This window comes from Arcobacter peruensis (assembly GCF_003711085.1).
Taxonomy (GTDB): domain Bacteria; phylum Campylobacterota; class Campylobacteria; order Campylobacterales; family Arcobacteraceae; genus Poseidonibacter; species Poseidonibacter parvus.
Genome location: NZ_CP032363.1, coordinates 1,131,970 through 1,151,401, shown reverse-complemented (window position 1 = coordinate 1,151,401; position 19,432 = coordinate 1,131,970). Strand labels below are relative to the sequence as shown.

General features: G+C 27.8%; 21 protein-coding genes. 9 read left to right on the top strand and 12 right to left on the bottom strand.

The features are described 5' to 3' along the window. From D3Z07_RS05950 to D3Z07_RS05935, 4 genes are all read left to right on the top strand, one after another. Positions 1-3,129 (top strand): efflux RND transporter permease subunit, encoded by a 3,129-nt coding sequence (locus tag D3Z07_RS05950; RefSeq protein ID WP_122893326.1) that lies wholly within the window; start codon positions 1-3, stop codon positions 3,127-3,129. An 8-nt stretch (positions 3,130-3,137) separates the two neighbouring features. Next, positions 3,138-4,373 (top strand): TolC family protein, encoded by a 1,236-nt coding sequence (locus tag D3Z07_RS05945; protein ID WP_164707207.1) that lies wholly within the window; start codon positions 3,138-3,140, stop codon positions 4,371-4,373. Positions 4,374-4,436: 63 nt separating this feature from the next. Then, complete coding sequence (locus D3Z07_RS05940; RefSeq protein WP_076084688.1) at positions 4,437-5,321, top strand: DMT family transporter; 885 nt, start codon at positions 4,437-4,439, stop codon at positions 5,319-5,321. A gap of 4 nt (positions 5,322-5,325) precedes the next feature. Continuing rightward, positions 5,326-5,730: a hypothetical protein gene (locus D3Z07_RS05935; RefSeq protein WP_156981718.1), complete on the top strand. Its 405-nt coding sequence runs from the start codon at positions 5,326-5,328 to the stop codon at positions 5,728-5,730. 23 nt (positions 5,731-5,753) lie between these two features. Here D3Z07_RS05935 and D3Z07_RS05930 read toward each other — a convergent pair whose 3' ends face one another. From D3Z07_RS05930 to D3Z07_RS05880, 11 genes are all read right to left on the bottom strand, one after another. Beyond that, positions 5,754-5,999 (bottom strand): hypothetical protein, encoded by a 246-nt coding sequence (locus D3Z07_RS05930; RefSeq protein ID WP_122893324.1) that lies wholly within the window; start codon positions 5,997-5,999, stop codon positions 5,754-5,756. A 54-nt stretch (positions 6,000-6,053) separates the two neighbouring features. Further along, positions 6,054-6,248 carry a hypothetical protein gene (locus D3Z07_RS05925; RefSeq protein ID WP_076084694.1) on the bottom strand — a complete coding sequence of 65 codons (195 nt, stop codon included), beginning with the start codon at positions 6,246-6,248 and terminating at the stop codon, positions 6,054-6,056. A gap of 2 nt (positions 6,249-6,250) precedes the next feature. After that, a complete protein-coding gene (locus D3Z07_RS05920) occupies positions 6,251-6,595 on the bottom strand; it encodes a metal-sulfur cluster assembly factor (protein ID WP_076084696.1) in 345 nt (114 codons plus the stop codon). 11 nt (positions 6,596-6,606) lie between these two features. After that, positions 6,607-7,014, bottom strand: coding sequence for a SufE family protein (locus D3Z07_RS05915; RefSeq protein ID WP_076084699.1), 408 nt, complete (start codon positions 7,012-7,014; stop codon positions 6,607-6,609). A 2-nt stretch (positions 7,015-7,016) separates the two neighbouring features. Further along, on the bottom strand, positions 7,017-8,201 hold the full coding sequence (locus tag D3Z07_RS05910) for an aminotransferase class V-fold PLP-dependent enzyme (RefSeq protein WP_076084702.1): 1,185 nt from the start codon (positions 8,199-8,201) through the stop codon (positions 7,017-7,019). Next, a complete protein-coding gene (locus tag D3Z07_RS05905; RefSeq protein WP_122893323.1) occupies positions 8,194-9,228 on the bottom strand; it encodes a SufB/SufD family protein in 1,035 nt (344 codons plus the stop codon). The genes D3Z07_RS05910 and D3Z07_RS05905 overlap by 8 nt, the downstream gene beginning before the upstream one ends. After that, positions 9,215-9,970, bottom strand: coding sequence for a Fe-S cluster assembly ATPase SufC (gene sufC, locus D3Z07_RS05900; RefSeq protein ID WP_076084708.1), 756 nt, complete (start codon positions 9,968-9,970; stop codon positions 9,215-9,217). The genes D3Z07_RS05905 and sufC overlap by 14 nt, the downstream gene beginning before the upstream one ends. A 21-nt stretch (positions 9,971-9,991) precedes the next feature. Beyond that, positions 9,992-11,437 carry a Fe-S cluster assembly protein SufB gene (gene sufB / locus D3Z07_RS05895; protein ID WP_076084711.1) on the bottom strand — a complete coding sequence of 482 codons (1,446 nt, stop codon included), beginning with the start codon at positions 11,435-11,437 and terminating at the stop codon, positions 9,992-9,994. Positions 11,438-11,543: 106 nt separating this feature from the next. Further along, positions 11,544-12,209 (bottom strand): amino acid ABC transporter permease, encoded by a 666-nt coding sequence (locus D3Z07_RS05890; protein WP_228144692.1) that lies wholly within the window; start codon positions 12,207-12,209, stop codon positions 11,544-11,546. Positions 12,210-12,344: 135 nt separating this feature from the next. Beyond that, positions 12,345-13,127, bottom strand: a complete 783-nt coding sequence (locus D3Z07_RS05885) for a transporter substrate-binding domain-containing protein (RefSeq protein WP_076084717.1) — start codon at positions 13,125-13,127, stop codon at positions 12,345-12,347. Between the two features lie 68 nt (positions 13,128-13,195). Next, positions 13,196-13,552, bottom strand: a complete 357-nt coding sequence (locus D3Z07_RS05880) for a DUF2237 family protein (RefSeq protein ID WP_122893322.1) — start codon at positions 13,550-13,552, stop codon at positions 13,196-13,198. A 269-nt stretch (positions 13,553-13,821) separates the two neighbouring features. On the opposite strand from D3Z07_RS05880, the gene D3Z07_RS05875 reads away from it, so the two are divergent. Together D3Z07_RS05875 and D3Z07_RS05870 are read left to right on the top strand one after the other, a co-directional pair. Beyond that, positions 13,822-15,018, top strand: a complete 1,197-nt coding sequence (locus D3Z07_RS05875) for a NifS family cysteine desulfurase (RefSeq protein WP_122894200.1) — start codon at positions 13,822-13,824, stop codon at positions 15,016-15,018. A 29-nt stretch (positions 15,019-15,047) separates the two neighbouring features. Then, on the top strand, positions 15,048-16,028 hold the full coding sequence (locus tag D3Z07_RS05870) for an iron-sulfur cluster assembly scaffold protein (protein WP_122893321.1): 981 nt from the start codon (positions 15,048-15,050) through the stop codon (positions 16,026-16,028). A 62-nt stretch (positions 16,029-16,090) separates the two neighbouring features. Here D3Z07_RS05870 and D3Z07_RS05865 read toward each other — a convergent pair whose 3' ends face one another. After that, on the bottom strand, positions 16,091-16,723 hold the full coding sequence (locus D3Z07_RS05865; RefSeq protein WP_122893320.1) for a CBS domain-containing protein: 633 nt from the start codon (positions 16,721-16,723) through the stop codon (positions 16,091-16,093). A 109-nt stretch (positions 16,724-16,832) separates the two neighbouring features. On the opposite strand from D3Z07_RS05865, the gene D3Z07_RS05860 reads away from it, so the two are divergent. The 3 genes from D3Z07_RS05860 (at position 16,833) to D3Z07_RS05850 (ending at position 19,384) form a co-directional block, all read left to right on the top strand. Further along, positions 16,833-17,600 carry a sulfite exporter TauE/SafE family protein gene (locus tag D3Z07_RS05860; RefSeq protein ID WP_122893319.1) on the top strand — a complete coding sequence of 256 codons (768 nt, stop codon included), beginning with the start codon at positions 16,833-16,835 and terminating at the stop codon, positions 17,598-17,600. A 75-nt stretch (positions 17,601-17,675) separates the two neighbouring features. Next, positions 17,676-18,110 (top strand): hemerythrin domain-containing protein, encoded by a 435-nt coding sequence (locus D3Z07_RS05855; protein ID WP_122893318.1) that lies wholly within the window; start codon positions 17,676-17,678, stop codon positions 18,108-18,110. A gap of 104 nt (positions 18,111-18,214) precedes the next feature. Further along, positions 18,215-19,384, top strand: a complete 1,170-nt coding sequence (locus D3Z07_RS05850) for a hypothetical protein (protein WP_164707206.1) — start codon at positions 18,215-18,217, stop codon at positions 19,382-19,384. The last annotated feature ends 48 nt before the right edge of the window (positions 19,385-19,432 follow it).

The following is a 19,432-nucleotide window of genomic DNA, read 5'->3' as shown; positions in this document are numbered from 1 at the left end:
ATGGATTTAATTAAGTTTTCAATTAAAAATCCTGTAACTATTATCGTTTCAGTTTTAATTGTGGTTTTATTTGGGCTTATTTCTTTAGATAAGTTACCATATCAATTAACACCAAGTGTTACAAAACCAGAAATTAAAATTACAACTGTATGGCCAGGTGCAACGCCTTATGAAGTTGAGCGTGAAATTATAGAAGACCAAGAAGATGCCTTAAAAAGTTTAAATAATTTAATAGAGTATGAATCATCTTCAAAAGATAATATGGGTGAAATTACATTAACTTTTTCACTAGGAACTGATATTAGAGCAGCACTTCAAGATGTTTCGAATAAATTAAATGAAGTAAGTTCATATCCTGTAAATGTTGAAGAACCAATAATTGAAACTGCAAATGCAAGTCCAATTATTTGGATGATGATGCAAACTAAAGAAAACAATAGCCGACATATTGATGAATACAAAACATTCTTTGATGATGAAGTTATTCCTGCTATTGAAAGAGTTTCTGGTGTTGCTGGAACTATGACAGCTGGTGGTAGAAAACAGCAAATGCAAATTAATCTTGATTTGTCAAAACTAGCTTCATATAATTTAACAATTGCAAATGTAATGAATGTTTTACAAAGTGAAAATGTTGATGTATCAGCAGGTGTTCAAAATATGGGAAGACGTTCTTATAGAATTAGAACAGTTCATAAGTTTGCAAATATAGAAGATATCAAAGACATTATTCTTGTATCAAATAGAGAGCAAAGGGTATCTTTAAGTGATGTTGCTGATGTTAACTTTGGATACGCAACAGCTTCTTCTGTTGCAATGTTCTTAGGTAAAGATGGAATGTTCCTAGGAGTACAACCAACAGCAAATGCAAATGCAGTAGCACTTACAAATGAAGTTGAAAAAGTTGTAAATGAATTAAATGCAACAATTCTTAAAAAAGAAGATTTAAATATCATTTGGATTTATGACCAAAGAGGTTATATTGTAGGTTCCGTTGATTTAGTACAACAAAACATTGTCATTGGTGGTGTATTAGCCATTTTTATGCTAATACTATTTTTAAGAGCAATTTCACCAACTGCTGTTGTTTCTATTGCAATTCCAATATCTGTAATTGGTACATTTATTATTCTTTCAGCAATGGATAGAAGTTTAAATACTATTTCACTTGCAGGGATTTCTTTTGCAGTTGGTATGCTAGTTGATAGTGCTATTGTTGTTTTAGAAAATATTGATAGACATAGAAAAGAAGGTATGAGTATTCCTGATGCTGCGTATAAAGGTGCCAGTGAAGTTTGGGGTGCATTAATTGCATCTGCATCTACAACTATGGCAGTATTCTTACCAATTATTTTCTTAGAAGATGAAGCAGGGCAATTATTTAAAGATATTGCAATTGCAGTTGTATCTTCTGTATCATTTTCTTTATTTGTTTCGATTGCGGTTATTCCAATGTTATGGAAAAAATTTGCATCTTTATCAGGTAAAGAAGTTAAAACTGAAACTGCCTTAACAAGATTTGGAAATAAAATTGTTAATTTTATGATGAGTTTTGTTCACTGGTCATTAAAATCAGTTCTTACAAAAGTTGTTACAATTTTAGTTTTAGGAATATTATCTATTTCAACAATTTATGCATTGTTCCCAAAATTAGACTATTTACCACAAGGAAATAAGAACTTAATTTTTAATATTTTGATTACTCCTCCAGGACTTTCATATCAAGAAAGATATGATATGGGTACATATTTAATGAAAAAAATTGAACCAAATGTTAATAAAGATGTAGATGGAACACCTGGCTTAAATAGAGCCTTTTTCGTTTCATTTGGAGATTTTAACCTTTTTGGTGGAACATCTATGCATGAAAGTAGAGCCAAAGAATTAATTCCATTCTTTAGACCAATTGTAAACTCGATGCCTTCAATTTTTGGTGTTTCTTTACAATCAGGTGTATTTGAAAATGGTATTGGTGAGGGTAAAACTGTAAATATTGATATAAGTGGTGAAAAAATAGAAGATATTGCAGGTGTTGGTATGCAGTTATTTATGGCTTCTCAAGGTGCTGTAAAAGGTGCACAAGTTAGACCAGTTCCATCTATTGAATTACTTTATCCAGAAGTTAGAATTAAACCAAATCAAGATGCACTTAAAGCTTTAGGCATGAGTTCATTTGATTTAGGAGTTACTGTTGATGTTTTAATGAGTGGTAGAAAAATATCAGATTTTGAACAAGATGGAAAAAAGAAAATTGATTTAGTTTTAAAAGCAAATGAAGAACAAATTCAAACACCAGAAGATATTATGTCTGCGCAAATTGCACTTCCTAACGCTTCATTATTACCAATTTCATCATTAGCAACATCACAAAGTGTAACTGGTATTTCAGAGATTAGACACCTTGCAGGAAAAAGAACAATTACTCTGCAAGTGACACCACCTGCTAATATGACAATTCAAGAAACAATGGTTGCTTTAGATGCTACTATAAAAGGAATGAAAGATTCTGGAAAAATTTCTAATAATGTTGAAATAGGAATATCAGGAACAGCAGATAAATTAACACAAACAATTGGTATGTTAGAGTTAAACTTTATATTAGCACTTGTGATTATTTACTTACTAATGTCAGCGTTATTTGGTAATTTCTTATATCCTATTGTTATTATGTTTACAGTTCCACTTGCTACTGCTGGAGGGTTTATTGGGCTTGCTTTAACAAATACATTTATAGCACCACAGCCACTTGATATTCTAACAATGTTAGGATTTATTATTCTAGTTGGTATTGTTGTTAATAATGCTATTTTAATTGTACATCAAAGTCAAAACCTTATTAAAAATGAAGGATATGATCATAAAAAAGCAGTTATTGAAGCAACAAGGTCAAGAATTAGACCTATTTATATGTCTTCATTGACTTCAATATTTGGTATGTTGCCTCTTGTATTACTTCCAGGACCTGGAAGTGAATTCTATAGAGGTTTAGGTTCTGTAATTACAGGTGGACTTGCACTTTCAACTATATTTACTATTTTTGTAACACCTGCACTTTTAATGTTCTTTATAAAATTAGAGCATAGACTTAGTGGTAAAATAAAAGAACCAGTTGATGTTAGTAAAGCATAGGAGAAATGATGAGAAATAAAAAAACAAAATTATTTATTAGTGTATTAACAGCAAGTTTATTTGCTGTTAATTTAAATGCTTTGAGTTTAAATGAAGCTATTGATATTTCATTAAAAAACAACCATGATATAAAAAGTAAGAACTTTGATTACTTAGAATCACTTGATAATATAGATTTATCAAAATCTAGTTTTTTACCAAAAGTGAATTTAGGATTTACATATAATAGAGATGAAGCAAACTCTTATGTAGAAGAAGATGGAATATTAACTGCAAGTGCTACATATAACTTATTTAACGGTTTTAAAGATATTGCAAATAAATCAAGTGCAAAGTATTTATCAAAAAGTTCTAAGTACTCACTTGAAGCATTGAAACAAGATATTGTTTTAAATACAAAAACTGCTTATATAAATTATCTTGATAAACAAAATGCACTTGAAACTTTTAAAAGTGCATATAACTTATTTCAAGAGCAGTATGAAGATTCAAAAAATAGATTTGATGAAGGTTTAATTGCTAAAAATGACTTACTTCAAGTTCAAGTAAATATGTCAAGTGCAAAACAAAATGTTGTAAAAGCAAAGGGAGCATTAAAAGTTGCAAAATATTCACTTAGTAATATTTTAGGTGGAAAAGATTTAAGCAATGAAGAAATAGAACCTTTAGAAGACAATAATTTAAAAGCAATGAAATATGATGTAAAAGAATTAAAAAATAGAAGTGAAATTCAAGCTTTAAAAATGAGTATAGAAGCTTTAAAACAACAGAAAAAATCTATTAAAAGTACATATTATCCAAAAGTTGATGCAAGTGCATCACATAATAAATATTATGAAGATGCAGCAAAAATATATGAAGACCAAAATATTTTAGGTCTTAGTGCTTCATGGAATTTGTATAATGGTGGATATGATCAAACAAATCAAAATATATATAGAACTAGATATTTAAAAGCAAAATCTCAATTAGCAAAAACTAATTTAGATATAAAACTTCAATATGAAAATGCAGTATCAAATTTAGATGTTGCTATTGATAATTTAAAAACAGCAAACTTATCCTTAGAGCAATCAAACGAAAACTATGAAATAGTTAAAAATAGATTTGATGAAGGAATTGCTACAAGTACAGATTTAACAGATGCAAACTATTTATTAACACAAGCAAAACAAAATTTCTCTCGAGCTTATTTTGATAAATATTTAGCAATTGCTACACTTGATAGAATATTTGAAAAATAAATCTTAATTAAAAAAGTGGTTTTAACTTGAGTTAAAATCTCTTTTTTTATGATATATTACAAAATGATTAATATAAATAAAGAAACATTAAAACTACTTACATTTATTGTTTTAGCTCTAATTTTTCTAGCCCTTAATTCAATTCTTTGTAAAGCAGCTTTAGTAAACAACTATATTGATGCTTATACATTTACTTTTCTTAGACTTTTTTCTGCAAGTATTACACTTATTGCAATTTATCTTTATAAAAATAAAAGATTTAGTATTTCTTTAAAAAGTAATTGGATTACTTCTTTTATGCTTTTTTTATATGCTATTTGTTTTTCCTTTTCATTTTTAAGTATAGATGCAGGACTTGGTACTTTATTATTATTTGGAGTTGTCCAAATTATAATGGCTCTTAGTGCAATTTTTTTAAAAGAAAAGGTAAATTTACAAAAAATACTAGGAATTGCTGTAGCCTTAGGTGGACTTATTTTTCTACTTTATCCAAAACATGATTTTGAGATATCATATTTTCATGCATTTTTAATGGCACTTGCTGGAACTTCTTGGGCTGTTTATACAATTATGGGTAAAAAGTCTATTGATGCTCTTAGCAACACTATGGATAACTTTATAAAGGCTACTTTATTTATCACTCTTACATATTTTTTGTTTTTAAATGAAGATATGTTTTTTACTACAAATGGAATTTTTCTAGCTTTTATTTCTGGAAGTATTACATCAGCTATTGGGTATGTGATTTGGTATGAAGTCTTACCTAAAATGCAGATATTAACAGCAGGTGTTATACAGCTTTTTGTTCCTGTAATTTCAATATTCTTTAGTGTAGTTTTATTAGGTGAATTATTTACTTTAGACTTATTTTTATCAACTATTATTATATCTTTAGGAATTGTTATTACTTTATTCTCAAGAAAAACTAAAAAAGAAAAGTTATACTAAGATTATGAAATATTTAATATTAACTCTTACTTTTTTACTTTCACTTCATGCTCATTTTGATGAAGAAGACTTATATAATTTTGAAAAAAAGTGCTCAATTTGTCATGATACTTATGTTCAAAATGATATGGCTCCACCAATAGTAGCTATAAATCAAAGATATAAAAAATTTTATGGGAAAGACCTTGACTTATCGGTTTCTAAAATAAGAGATTTTTTAATACAGCCAAGTTATGAAAAAGCAATTATGCATCCAGCAATAAAACTTTATGATTTAATGCCAAAACAAAAATTAAGTCAAAAAGAGATTGAGGCATTTTCTGAAATTATTATGTTACTAGATTTTGAAGTACCTGAGTGGTTTGATAAACATTATGAATCTCATAATCTAAATGACGAGAAGAAATAAATCATCATTTAGAAGGAACTTACTTATTCCTTCATATTATCGATTTTTTTAAATGAATCCTGCCATTCTAATTTTGAGGGAATATATTTTCCATTTTTACCAATATCACCTTTATATAAAGCAGAAGCAAGTCCCCCTTTGAGTTCTTTTTTTTCTTCTTTCTTTGTTAAAAAGAAAAAAATTATACATACTATTGGGATAGTTAAAAAGATTAGTGTGTATTTTAATTTACTATTTTTGGGTTTTTTTATTTGAACAATGTCTTCCATTTTGGGATTATCTCATAATTTGTATTAATTATTAGTTTAAGGAAATAAATAATGTTATTTCTCTGAATTACTTATTCCTTTAAAAGAATCAAACCACTTCAATTTTGAAGGAATTTGTTTTTCATCAGTTTTTACATTACCTGAATATAAAACTGTACTAAATCCTCTATTAGCTTTTTTGTCTGCTGTAAATAAATAAATTAAAGTAACAACAATTATAATAAGTAAATATATTACAGTTTTTTTCATATTTATATAACAGCACCTGATACTGCCATAATTTCTTTTCCTTCTTCACTTACCATTTCATTTGTCCATCTTGGAGAAAATGTAATATGAACTTTTGCAGCTTCAACTTCAGGAACTGCTAGTGTTACTAATCTTACTTGCTCCATTATAGTTCCTGCAACTGGACATGCTGGACTTGTTAGTGTCATCATAATTACACAATCTAAAATATCATCTTTAATACTTAGATTAATTTCATAAATTAATCCTAAATCATAGACATTTACAGGAATTTCTGGATCAAATACTTTTTTTAAATTTTCAATTATTTTTTCTTTTATTTCATCAAAATTATAATCTTCTGCCATTATAAATCCTTCTATGCTTTTTGTGCATACTCTTTAATTTTTTTAATCATTCCAATAACTCCACTTTGTCTATTAGGAGTTACTACTTCACTAAGACCTAATTCATGAACAATATCCATATCAATCTCTTTTAATTCTTCAACACTTGAACCAGAGAATATTTGTAAAATCATATATACTAAACCTTTTACAATAATCGCATCAGATGTTCCACTAAAGAAAAGTTTTCCATCTTTTTGCTCACAAATTAACCAAACTTGTGAAGTACAACCATGTACTAAATTTAAAGGTATTTGATATTTTTCATTTAATGGTTCTAGTTTTTTTCCTAAGTCAATAATATATTCATATTTTTGTAATTCATCCTCAAAAAAATCTAAATCATCTTTAATATCTGCAACTTTTTGTTCAATACTCATTTTTAGTCCTCTAACATTTTTAAAGCTTTTTTTAACGCAATGATTAATTTATCTACATCACTATAATCATTATAAAAGCTTATTGATACTCTTATTGTACCTTTTATTCCTAGTTGTTTCATAATAGGTTGTGCACAATGATGACCAACTCTAAGTGCTATTTTCATTTTATCAACTAAAATTCCAACATCATCATGAATTAAACCCTTGAAGTTAAAACTTCTACTTCCAACACAGTTTTCTAAATCATTATAAAATTGAATATTAGGAAGCTTTGATAACTCTTCATTTAGATAATTAAAAACATCTTTTTCTATTAGTTCAATATTTTCATAACCTACACGATTTATATACTCTAAAGCTTTTGCAAAACCAATTATTCCTGCTATATTTTGTGTTCCTGCTTCAAATTTATAAGGCGAGTCTAAAAGTGTAGATGAATTAAAATCAACTTCATTTATAGTAGCTCCTCCTGTTTGATAAGCATTTACATCTTTTAAATACTCTTCTTTAATATAAATTGCTCCAACTCCAGTTGGTCCAAATGTTTTGTGTGCTGAAATTGCAAAAAAATCAACATCAAGCTCTTGCATATCAACTCTTGTATGAGCTAAACTTTGAGCTCCATCAATCATTACTACAGCATTATACTTGTGAGCTAATTGTGTAATTTCTTGTATGTTATGAATTTTTCCAAAAGCGTTTGAAATATGTGTAATACTCACAAATGCTTTAGGATTTTGTTTTAAAAGTTCTTCAAAATGATGCATATCAAAATCTAAATTATTATCACATTTTACAACTTCTAAGCCATTTCCTAAGCTTCTATTTTGCATGTGCCATGGCACAATATTTGAATGATGCTCTAGTGAAGAAATAATAACAGTTTTAAAATCTTTTGCATAAGCTGAAGCTATAAAATTTATAGATTCAGTCACACCTTTTGTAAAAATAATCTCTTCATTTTTAGATGCATTAATAAACTCTTTTAAAGTTTTTCTTGCATTTTCAAAATTTTGTGTAGCCTTATTAGCATCACCAAAATTACTTCTATGTGTATTAGAACAGTAACTTTCATAATACTCAATTTGAGAACTTACAACATCTACTGGTTTTTGAGTAGTTGCTGCATTATCTAAATATACAATATCTGAGTTCTCAAAGTATTTAAAATCTTTTTTAAACATAACTTTGCCTTTTATAAGAATCAATAAATTCTTTAATTAAAGTATCCTCAATATTATCATAAATTTTTTTCTCAAAAGCTTTTAATAGAATCTCATAAGATAATTCTTTAGAAATTCCACGTGATTGTAAATACAATAGTTGTTCTTTATCTAAAGTTCCAGTTGTTGCTCCATGACTTGCTTCTAGTTCATCTATTAGTATTTCTAAATGTGGTTGCGCATAAATTGCAGCATCATTAGAAAGTAAAATAGTATTAGAATTTTGAAATGCTTTTGTATATAAAGCCTTATCATTTACAATTGATATTGCTTTAAAAACTGCTCTTGAACTGTCTTTTAATGAATGTTTATAGTTTATATTACTTATTGAATTCTCATTATTATGTGTAGTTCTAATTACATTTGCTGTGTTTGATTCATCAAAAGATTTTACAAGCCCATTTAATTCATAATCACAATTTTTTTCATCTAATGTATTTATATAATTGTTTATAACAACACCCGTACCATATTCAAAATTTGTTATTTTGCATTTTGAATCTTTTTTTTGATTAATATCTGCATTAAAAACAAAATAGTTCTTCTCATTTATATCTTGAATTTTTGCATATTCAAAGTTTGCATTTTCTTCAATATCAAAATTTCTATTCACACTATAAGCACTATTTGTTGATGTATTTGTAAATACCTCAATTACAGATGCTTTTACATTTTCTTTTACTTCAATTTTTAATGAATTTACAAAAAATGTTTCATCATCTTTAATCTTGTGAATTAAACAAATAGGCTCAGGAATATTTGAATTTATTGTTAAAACTACTTGATTTGAATCTATTTTTTTAGAAATATTAAATAAACCATTTCCATAATTTTTTTCATCTTTTACAACTTTTAAACCCATAATATCAAGTTCATAAGTTTTAGTATTTTTAAAATCATATGAAAAAAGATCTTCAAAATTTACTTTTATAAATTCTTCGCTTCTTTTTTTAGGAAGTTCTAATCCTTCTAATTCAATTAGTCTCATCTTTAATTCCTATTCCTTCATAACCTTTTTCATCAAGTTCTAAAGCTAAACTATAATCACCTGTTTTTACAATTTTTCCATCATTTAAAATATGTACATAATCTGGTTTAATTAATTCTAATAATCTATCATAATGTGTAATCATTAATACAGATTTTTTTCCATCTAGCATTGAGTTAATTACATTTGCAACTGTCTTAATTGCATCTACATCTAAACCTGAATCAATTTCATCTAACATGATTAAATCTGGATTTAAAAGAAGTAATTGAATTAGTTCATTTCTTTTTTTCTCACCACCTGAGAAACCTTCATTTAAATCTCTTTGCAATAGTTTTTTATCTAAATCATATTTTGCTGTTTGTTCTTTAATTAACTTTAAAAAATCCATTGCATCAATTTCTTCTTCTCCTGCATAGGCTCTTTTTTCATTAATTGCAGTTTTTAGAAAATAACTATTATTTACTCCTGGAACTTCAACTGGATTTTGGAAACTCATAAAAATTCCTTCATTAGCACGATCTGCTACTTCCATTTCTAGTAAGTCTTTTTTCTTATAAGTAATACTTCCTCCAGTTACAACACAGTCATAGTGCGCACTTAAAGTTTTTACTAATGTAGATTTTCCAGCTCCATTAACTCCCATAAGAGCATGAACTTCACCTTCTTTAATATTTAAATTTAAACCTTTTAAAATCTCTTTATCATTTATATTAACTTTTAAATCTTTTACTTCTAACATTTTTTTTCCTTTAAGTTGGACTTATCCAACGCTTCCTTCTAATGATATATTTAATAACTCTTTTGCTTCTGCAGCAAACTCCATTGGTAGCTCTTTTAAAACTTCTTTACAAAAACCATTTACAATCATTGATATTGCATTTTCTTCATGAATACCTCTTTGAGAAATGTAAAATAATTGCTCATCAGAAATTTTAGAAGTAGTAGCTTCATGTTCTATAATTGCATTCATATTTTTTACTTCATGATATGGATATGTATGTGCATTTGATTTATTTCCAATTAAAAGTGAATCACACTCAGAAATATTTCTAGCACCATCAGCATTTTTACCAACTCGTACTAGACCTCTATATGCATTAACTCCACTCATTGCAGAAATACCTTTTGAAATAATAGTTGATTTAGTATTTTTACCTAAATGAACCATTTTAGTTCCCGTATCTGCTTGTTGTGATTTTGATGAAATTGCTACTGAGTAAAACTCACCAACACTATTATCACCTTTTAAAATACATGATGGATATTTCCATGTTAAAGAAGAACCAGTTTCAACTTGAGTCCAAGATATTTTTGAACTCTCGCCATTACAGGCTCCTCTTTTTGTAACAAAATTTAAAATTCCACCTTTTCCGTCTTTATCACCTGGATACCAGTTTTGAATTGTAGAATATTTTATATGTGCTTTATCAAGTGCTACAAGTTCAACAACTGCTGCGTGAAGTTGTCTTTCATCTCTTGTTGGAGCTGAACAACCTTCATTATAAGAAACATAAGAGTTCTCATCACAGATAATAATTGTTCTCTCAAACTGTCCAGTATCTAGAGCATTTATTCTAAAGTAAGTAGATAACTCCATTGGACAAACTGTATTTGGTGGAACATAAACAAATGAACCATCTGTAAATACAGCAGAGTTTAAACAGGCAAAATAATTGTCAGTTACTGGTACAACTGATGCTAAATATTTTTTTAGTAAATCTGGGTATTTATTTGCAGCTTCACTTACAGAACAAAATATAATACCAAGTTCTTCTAACTCAGCTTGATATGTTGTTTTTACTGAAACTGAATCAAATACAGCATCTACAGCAACAGTTTTAACACCTGCTAGTTGTTTTTGTTCTTCTAAAGGGATTCCTAGTTTTTCATAAGTTTTTAATATCTCAGGATCAACTTCATCTAAAGAATCTAAAGCTTTTTTAGGCGCTGAAAAGTATGCAATATCTTGATAATCAATTTTTGGATATTTTAAGTTTGCCCAAGAAGGTTCTTCCATTTTTAACCATTTAGCATAGGCTTTAAGTCTAAAATCTAATAGCCAAGAAGGTTCTTCTTTTTTAGCAGATATTGCTTTTATTACGTTTTCATTTAATCCTTTAGGAAAAGTATCACTTTGAACTAAAGTTTCAAATCCTAATTTGTATTCACTATTAATAACGTCATGAATGTGTTTATTATCACTCATAATTGACTCCATAATTATTGGTATTTTTTAAATAAGACAATTATTGTCCTAATTGAAATATAACAGTAAAACAATTAAAAAAAACTTAAAGAGGACAAAAAAAGTCCTATTTAATATTTTTCTCTAATCTATTGGTATAATATGACACAGGATAAGTCAAAGCTAAGTATCCAATTGCAAGTGGAATATAACTTTCTAAAGTAGAGTAGGTAATTGCATCAACTTCTTGAGCATTCATTGTAAACTCGCTAATTGCTATTATTGATAAAAGAGAAGAATCTTTGATAATAGAAGCGAATTGACCAGTTAAGGCAGGAAGCATTCTTTTAAAAGCTTGAGGAAAAATTACATATCTATATGTTTGATAGTTACTCATTCCTAAACTAACACTTGTTTCAAACTGGTCTTTTTCAACAGAACCTAATGCTGCTCTAATTATTTCAGATACATAAGCTCCTGAAAATATTGCAAGTATAAATGTTCCTACAATATATCTATTATCAAAACCTAAGTTATTAGCAAAAACATAAAAGAAAATAAGTATTTGTACAAGTAAGGGAGTACCTCTTATTATTTCAATATAAAATCTTGCAAAAAATCGTAGAATTATTAGTTTTGAATTTTGTGCATATGCAAAAAATAGTCCGATTATAAAACTTAAAATAAGTGCAAAAAATGAAATTGTAATGGTCATAAAAAAACCATTGATGAATTTTTGTTTGTATTCATACACATGAGCCCAATTAAAATCATAAGAGATATTTGAGAACATAATATAAACAGGTGTTATTACAATAATAGCTAGAAAGATTAAGTTAAAAAGATAAACTCCCTTTGAAAGGGAGAAATCTTTTTTAAAAGTTGTTTCGTTTATAAATAAATTTTTAATTCTAAAGATAGCTTTTTCCTAGAAGAAAAATGGAATTTTTAACTCATCAAAAGTAGCTTTTGCTTCAGTTAAATGAGTTTTTGCAAAAGTTGCAAACGTACCATCAGCTTTAGCTTTTTTGATAAATTCATCAACTTGTTTCTTTAATTCAACATTCTTTTTATTAATTGCAACTCCCCAATGTTCAGGATCTTTTTGGAAAGGTTTTAAAAGTGCAACAGTTGTATCTTTATGTTGTGCATAGTTTTTAAATATTGTTAATTGGTCATATAAAAAACCATCAACTTTACCTTGAACTACTTCTAAAACACAAGCATTCTCTTTATCAAAAACTAAAATATCTGCATTAGGTAAATTTTTAGTTGCGTAAATATGTCCAGTTGAACCTTTTTTAACAGCAACTTTTTTGCCTTTTACATTTAATTCATCAATATTTGAAACACCTGATTTTTTATTTGCTAAAATTGCTAAAGATGTTTGTGCATAAGGAATTGAAAAGTTAATTGATCTTTTTCTCTCTTCTGTTATTGTCATTGATGAAATAATTAAATCAATTTTTCCAGTTTTTAAAGATGGAATTAATCCACTCCAAGCTGTATTTTCAATTACAACTTCTCTTCCTAAATATTTTCCAAGAGCTTTTGCAAAATCTACAGAAACACCTTGAGGGTTTCCTTCTTTATCACTCATTTCAAATGGAGGGTAAGCTAGTTCCATTCCAACTGTAAGTTTTTCTTTTGCAAATGCTGATATACCTAATGAGATTAATGCGATCATTAATACTGATATAATTTTTTTCATTTACTTTCCTTTAATAATTTTTATTTATTATCTCATATTAATCTTAACATCACTTTAGTATTTAATAACTAAATAGCATACTTTAAGAGTATTTCTTTTTCTATAAATTTTGTTGTAGCAATCGATGTAGCTTCTGCAATAATATTTGGAGCACAGTTAGCCTCATAAGCCTCTTTCCATCTTAAAGCACATAAACACCATTTATCTCCTTCTTTTAAACCAGGAAATCCATACTGGGGCATTGGTGTTGTTAAATCATTTCCTTTTGACTTTGAGTATTGTAAAAAATCATTTGTTAATATTGCACATATTGTATGTGTTCCTGTGTCCTCTTGGCTAGTTCTACATATTCCGTCTCTATAAAATCCAGTAATTGGGCTTGAACAACATAGTTCTAAATTTGTTCCTAAAATATTTGTTTGCATTTTTATCCTTTTTATATATTCGATAATTTAAAAATAAAAGCTTATCTATTTTTTTATTACAATTGCACTATAATACGTGCAAAATTTATAAAATATCTTAATATAAGTTACTTTTATTTTTGCCTTAGTGTTACGATTTGATATAAGCTTTTTAGAAAGAATTCTAATTAAGACAAAATTTATCCTATTTACACTAAAATACAAAATCAATTTAACAAATATATTAATTTAAAATTAAAAATATCAAACAAATAGGAATATAAAATATGATGGATGTTTATTTAGATAACAACGCAACAACTGTAGTTGATCCAAAAGTATTCGAAGAAATGAAACCATTTTTTTGTGATATTTATGGAAATCCTAACTCATTACACAAATTTGGAGCAGGAACTCACCCTAAAATGGTTGAAGCACTTGACTTCTTATATGAAGGTATTAATGCAGCAGATGAAGATGATATTATTATCACTGGGAATGCAACTGAAAGTAATAATACAGTTATTAAAGGTATCTGGATTGATAAGATATTAAAAGGTGACAAAAATCACGTGATTACAAGTGAAGTAGAACATCCAGCAATTACAGCAGCCTGTAAATTCTTAGAGACACAAGGTGTTGAAGTTACTTACTTACCTGTAAATGAAGAAGGTGTTTTAGAAGCATCAAAAGTAAAAGAATTTATTAGAGAAGATACTGCTTTAGTTACAATTATGTGGGCAAATAATGAAACTGGTAAAATTTTCCCAATTAAAGAAATTGGTCAAATTTGTAAAGTAGCTGGAGTTGCTTTCCATTCAGATGGAACTCAAGCTATTGGAAAAGTTCCAGTAGATGTTCAAGACTGTAATTTAGATTACCTTTCGTTTTCAGCTCATAAATTCCATGGACCAAAAGGTGTTGGTGGATTATATGTTAAAAAAGGTTCTGAATTAACTCCTTTACTTCACGGTGGTGAGCAAATGGGTGGAAAAAGAGCTGGTACTGTTGATGTTGCATCAATGGTTGGTATGGGATGGGCTATGCATTTAGCAACATCTACTATGGCAATTGCTTATGAAAAAAATCATGTAAGTAAATTAAGAGATAAATTAGAAAATGCAATTTTAGAATTACCAGAAACTATTGTAATTGGTGGAAAAGATAATAGAACTCCAAATACAACTTTAATTTCAATTAGAGGTGTTGAAGGTGAATCAATGTTATGGGATTTAAATCAAAAAGGTATTGGAGCTTCTACAGGAAGTGCATGTGCTAGTGAAGATTTAGAAGCAAACCCAGTTATGAATGCTTTTGGAAGTGATAGTGAATTAGCTCACACAGGTGTTAGATTTTCATTAAGTAGATTTAATACAGAAGAGCAAATTGATTATGCAATTGATGTAATTGTAAATGCTGTTAAAAGATTAAGAGGTATCTCAAGCTCTTATGCTTATGCACCACAATCTCACAAATCAGAATTATAAAAAATAAAGAATAAATAAAGGAAAATGATATGGCAAAAAATGATTTAATTAGCGGATCAATTTGGGATGAATACTCAAATCAAGTTGTAAATAGAATGAATAGCCCTCAACATCAAGGTGAAATCACAGAAGAAAGAGCTAAAGAATTAGGAACAAAACTTATTGTTGCTGATTTTGGTGCAGAATCATGTGGTGATGCAGTAAGATTATACTGGGCAGTAAATGAAGAAACTGATGAGATTGTTGAATCAAAATTCAAATCTTTTGGTTGTGGTACTGCAATTGCATCTTCTGATGTTATGGCTGAATTATGTGTTGGTAAAACTGTTGATCAAGCTGTTAAGATTACAAATATTGATGTTGAAAAAGCATTAAGAGATAATCCAGATACTCCAGCTGTTCCACCTCAAAAAATGCACTGTTCTGTTATGGCTTATGATGTTATTAAAAAAGCAGCATCTGAGTATAAAGGTGTTGATATGGAATCTTTTGAAACTGAAATTATTGTATGTGAATGTGCAAGAGTTTCATTAGCAACTTTACAAGAAGTTATCAAAATCAATGACTTAACTACAGTTGAGCAAATTACTGACTTTACAAAAGCTGGTGCATTTTGTAAATCATGTATTAAGCCAGGTGGCCACGAAGAAATGGATTATTACTTAGTTGATATTTTAGCTGATACAAGAGCTGAAATGTCAGAATCTAAAATGAAAGAAGCAGCAGATGCAAGTGAATCTGGTGAGCTTACATTTGATAAAATGACTTTAGTTCAAAGAATTAAAGCAATTGATTCAGTATTAGATGAAGATATTAGACCAATGTTAGTAATGGATGGTGGAAACATGGAAATTATTGATATTAAAGAAAATATTCCTCATTATGATTTATATATTAGATACTTAGGTTCATGTTCAGGATGTTCGTCTGGGTCTACTGGAACTTTATATGCAATCGAGTCTGTATTACAACAAAAAATTGATGAAAACTTAAGAGTTTTACCAATTTAATTTAATCTTATAAATACTATCAAATATTAAAAAAGGCTTGTGCTATTTGCATAAGCCTTTTTTTATGACCAAAGTTGTAAATGTGGTAAGTTAGAAACAGCTTTTATGATATCTGTTTTTGAAACAATACCTATTACTATATCTTCTTCATCTACAATTGGAATTGCATTAAGTTTAAAGTCAATCATTACTTTAGAAACTCTTCTAATATCTGATATTGGATCAGCTGTAATTAATTCAGGTAAATAAATATCTTCTATTTTTCTATTTAAAACTTCATCCGTATTATCAAGATTTTCAAGTATTAAATTTAAGATAGTCTTATTATTAATTAAACCTTGTATTTTCTTCCCAAAAGTTACTACTGGAATTTGACTAATATTTAATTCCTTTAAAATGTCGTATGCTTCTTTTATAGTTTGTTTAGAATCAATTGTTGCACAATCTCTAGTCATTATGTCTTTTACATGATAAACTGGCTCTGTCGTATCTATATTTGCCATTTTTTTATAGATATTTAAAGCTCTTTGATTGTTTGAACTTTCATTCTTTTTTGAATCCATATAACTTTGAAATAATGTGTCATCATCAGGTTTTAATTGAATATTTGATGGAGAATCAATTTGTTTTAAATCATATAAGTTATCAGCTGTACTTCTCATTGAAACACTACCATTATTATAAACAGCAAACATATTAACTCCTTAATTTTTCTTCTTTTTTAATAGTGACATACAAGAATTAATGGTTAATTAACTAATTTGTGACATTAAGCTATACTCAGAAAAAAATTAAAGAGTTCAAATGGAATTTTTACAAGATATTACGTATACATGGATTATTGTTTTTATAATTACTGGTTTTATAGCAGGTTATATTGATTCAATCGCAGGAGGTGGAGGAATGGTTCAAGTTCCTGTCTTATTATTAAGTGGGATTCCTCCTATTTTTGTACTTGCAACAAATAAAATGGCTAGTTTATTTGGTGTTACTATGGCAACAATCAAATATTATCTTAGTAAAAAAATATCAATAAAAGTTGTAAGTATTGCAATAATCCCTTGCTTAATAGCTTCATATATTGGAAGTGAATTAGTAATGTTTTTATCTGATGAAATTATTCAGTGGGCTATTTTAATATCAATTCCTATTGCTTTGCTTTTTTTGTTTAAAAAAAGCAATACAATTGTAGAAGAAAAAACTGAACTTACAAGTAAAAATATTGTAATAGCAACTGCACCAATTGGTTTTTATGATGGACTGTTAGGACCTGGTACTGGAACTTATATGACAATTTCTATAAAAAAGTTTTTACATTTAGATTATATTGTATCAACAGCTTCAACTAAACCACTTAACTTAGCTACAAATTTAGGTTCTGCTATTGCTTTTGTAGCTGCTGGAAAAGTTTTATGGATGATTGCTTTGCCAATGGCATTAGCAAATATGGCAGGTTCATGGGTTGGAAGTCACTATGCTATTAAAGGTGGAGAAGAGTTTATAAAAAAAGTTTTAATTATAGTGCTTGTTTTTATGCTTTTAGCAAATATTATAAAGATTATTGTTTCATAGTTCTTTATTGATTACTATCAATTTAAAGTCTTAGACTTTTTTATATAATGTTAAAAATTAAAATAAGGCATTATAATGGAAACGATATCATCTTTTTTAACACAAGATCACAGAGCATGTGATGAAGAATTTGCAAGTATGGAAAATGAAGTTGCATCAGAAAATTGGGAAGAGGCTAACTCAAAGTTAATCAAATTCTCAAGTGATTTGTTACATCACTTTGATATGGAAGAAAAAGTAATGTTTAGTGCTTTTGAAAGTAAAACAGGAATGACTCAAGGACCAACAGCAATGATGCGAATGGAACATGAGCAAATGAGAGGACTTTTAGAAGATTTAAAAAATGATGTAAACGCTACAGATAAAGATCATTTTTTTGGTGTAAGTGAAAGTTTAATGATGTTAATGCAACAACATAATATGAAAGAAGAACAAATGCTATATGCAATGGCTGATGCTCATTTAGGTGATGTAGTAAGTGATGTTGTTGAAAATATGAAAGCTATATAAATATTTTGTTCAATCAAGGATTAAGCCTAGATCAAGCCCCACCTATTAGTATCCCTTTTCGATTCTTTTTAAGTGCTCCTATTTTTGGAGTACTTTTAGGCTTATTGTTTCTTTTTTCTTCACCTTTGGAAATCACAAATCAATACTCACCACTTACTATTGGAGCTGTTCATTTATTTACTTTAGGTATTTTATCTATGATAATATTTGGAGCAATGCAACAAATGATGCCAGTTCTTGCAGGTGCTATTATTAAAAAGCCACTATTATTTGGAAATATTGTACATTCTAGCTTAATGCTTGGAACACTTGGGTTTACTTTTTCTTTTATCTTTGATATTAAAATGTTTTTGCATCTTGGAGTATTGTTTTTATCAATCTCTTTTTTAGTCTTTTTTGTTTTATGTATTAAACTACTATTTAAAGTTGAATTTTTAACTTCAACTGTAAAAGCAATGCGATTATTTTCTATATCAGGTTTGATTACATTTATTTTAGGATTAATTCTAGCTTTCTTTCATATAAGTTCTTCTCTGCCTGATAATTACTATTCTTTTGTAAATACACACATATTATTTGCACTTTTTGGCTTTACACTTTTACTTATTATGGGTGTTTCTTTTCAAGTAATACCAATGTTTTATGTATCAAAGGATTTTCCAAAATTTGTACAAAATAAATTGCCTTTGATTGTATTTTCACTTTTATTTATTACAGTTTTTTTCTTCTTCTTTGAGATAAATATTTTTATTTTAAAATTGATTTTTATAGGAATGTTTTTAAGTTTTTCATATTTTGGATTAAACTCTTTAAATAATAGAAGAAGACCCGTATTTGATGTTACTTTGTGGTATTGGAAACTGTCTTTATTTATGTTAAGCTTTTCTATGGTTTTATGGTTATTTGATATTTTTGAATCAAATTTTATTTTAGCTATTATTTTTGCTTTTGGTTTTGTTTATTCTTTATTACAAGGAATGGTTTATAAGATTATTCCCTTTTTAGCTTGGTTTCATTTAAGTTCAAAAGGATATTTTTCACTTCCTACTATTAGAGAGTTTATAGAAGAAAAAAAGATTAAATATCATTTCTTTATTCATTTATCATCTGTAGTACTTTTTGTCATAGGATATTTTATAAATATCTTTTTATATTTAGGAGCAATTGCTTTTATAATTTCTAATATTTTATTTTTTATTAACTGTTTAATTGGTATAAAAAAATACGCAAAAATAGCAAAAACTGATCCTATGGATATGACAGCTTTTAAATAATATCACTTATGTTATAATACGAAAAATTAACGCTTTTCATACATAGGA

Bases quoted from the DNA above. Each gene is read 5' to 3' on its own strand.
- D3Z07_RS05950 (WP_122893326.1), top strand. From the start codon at position 1: ATGGATTTAATTAAGTTTTCAATTAAAAATCCTGTAACTATTATCGTT.
- D3Z07_RS05945 (WP_164707207.1), top strand. From the start codon at position 3,138: ATGAGAAATAAAAAAACAAAATTATTTATTAGTGTATTAACAGCAAGT.
- D3Z07_RS05940 (WP_076084688.1), top strand. From the start codon at position 4,437: ATGATTAATATAAATAAAGAAACATTAAAACTACTTACATTTATTGTT.
- D3Z07_RS05935 (WP_156981718.1), top strand. From the start codon at position 5,326: ATGAAATATTTAATATTAACTCTTACTTTTTTACTTTCACTTCATGCT.
- D3Z07_RS05930 (WP_122893324.1), bottom strand. From the start codon at position 5,999: ATGGAAGACATTGTTCAAATAAAAAAACCCAAAAATAGTAAATTAAAA.
- D3Z07_RS05925 (WP_076084694.1), bottom strand. From the start codon at position 6,248: ATGAAAAAAACTGTAATATATTTACTTATTATAATTGTTGTTACTTTA.
- D3Z07_RS05920 (WP_076084696.1), bottom strand. From the start codon at position 6,595: ATGGCAGAAGATTATAATTTTGATGAAATAAAAGAAAAAATAATTGAA.
- D3Z07_RS05915 (WP_076084699.1), bottom strand. From the start codon at position 7,014: ATGAGTATTGAACAAAAAGTTGCAGATATTAAAGATGATTTAGATTTT.
- D3Z07_RS05910 (WP_076084702.1), bottom strand. From the start codon at position 8,201: ATGTTTAAAAAAGATTTTAAATACTTTGAGAACTCAGATATTGTATAT.
- D3Z07_RS05905 (WP_122893323.1), bottom strand. From the start codon at position 9,228: ATGAGACTAATTGAATTAGAAGGATTAGAACTTCCTAAAAAAAGAAGC.
- sufC (WP_076084708.1), bottom strand. From the start codon at position 9,970: ATGTTAGAAGTAAAAGATTTAAAAGTTAATATAAATGATAAAGAGATT.
- sufB (WP_076084711.1), bottom strand. From the start codon at position 11,437: ATGAGTGATAATAAACACATTCATGACGTTATTAATAGTGAATACAAA.
- D3Z07_RS05890 (WP_228144692.1), bottom strand. From the start codon at position 12,209: ATGTTCTCAAATATCTCTTATGATTTTAATTGGGCTCATGTGTATGAA.
- D3Z07_RS05885 (WP_076084717.1), bottom strand. From the start codon at position 13,127: ATGAAAAAAATTATATCAGTATTAATGATCGCATTAATCTCATTAGGT.
- D3Z07_RS05880 (WP_122893322.1), bottom strand. From the start codon at position 13,552: ATGCAAACAAATATTTTAGGAACAAATTTAGAACTATGTTGTTCAAGC.
- D3Z07_RS05875 (WP_122894200.1), top strand. From the start codon at position 13,822: ATGGATGTTTATTTAGATAACAACGCAACAACTGTAGTTGATCCAAAA.
- D3Z07_RS05870 (WP_122893321.1), top strand. From the start codon at position 15,048: ATGGCAAAAAATGATTTAATTAGCGGATCAATTTGGGATGAATACTCA.
- D3Z07_RS05865 (WP_122893320.1), bottom strand. From the start codon at position 16,723: ATGTTTGCTGTTTATAATAATGGTAGTGTTTCAATGAGAAGTACAGCT.
- D3Z07_RS05860 (WP_122893319.1), top strand. From the start codon at position 16,833: ATGGAATTTTTACAAGATATTACGTATACATGGATTATTGTTTTTATA.
- D3Z07_RS05855 (WP_122893318.1), top strand. From the start codon at position 17,676: ATGGAAACGATATCATCTTTTTTAACACAAGATCACAGAGCATGTGAT.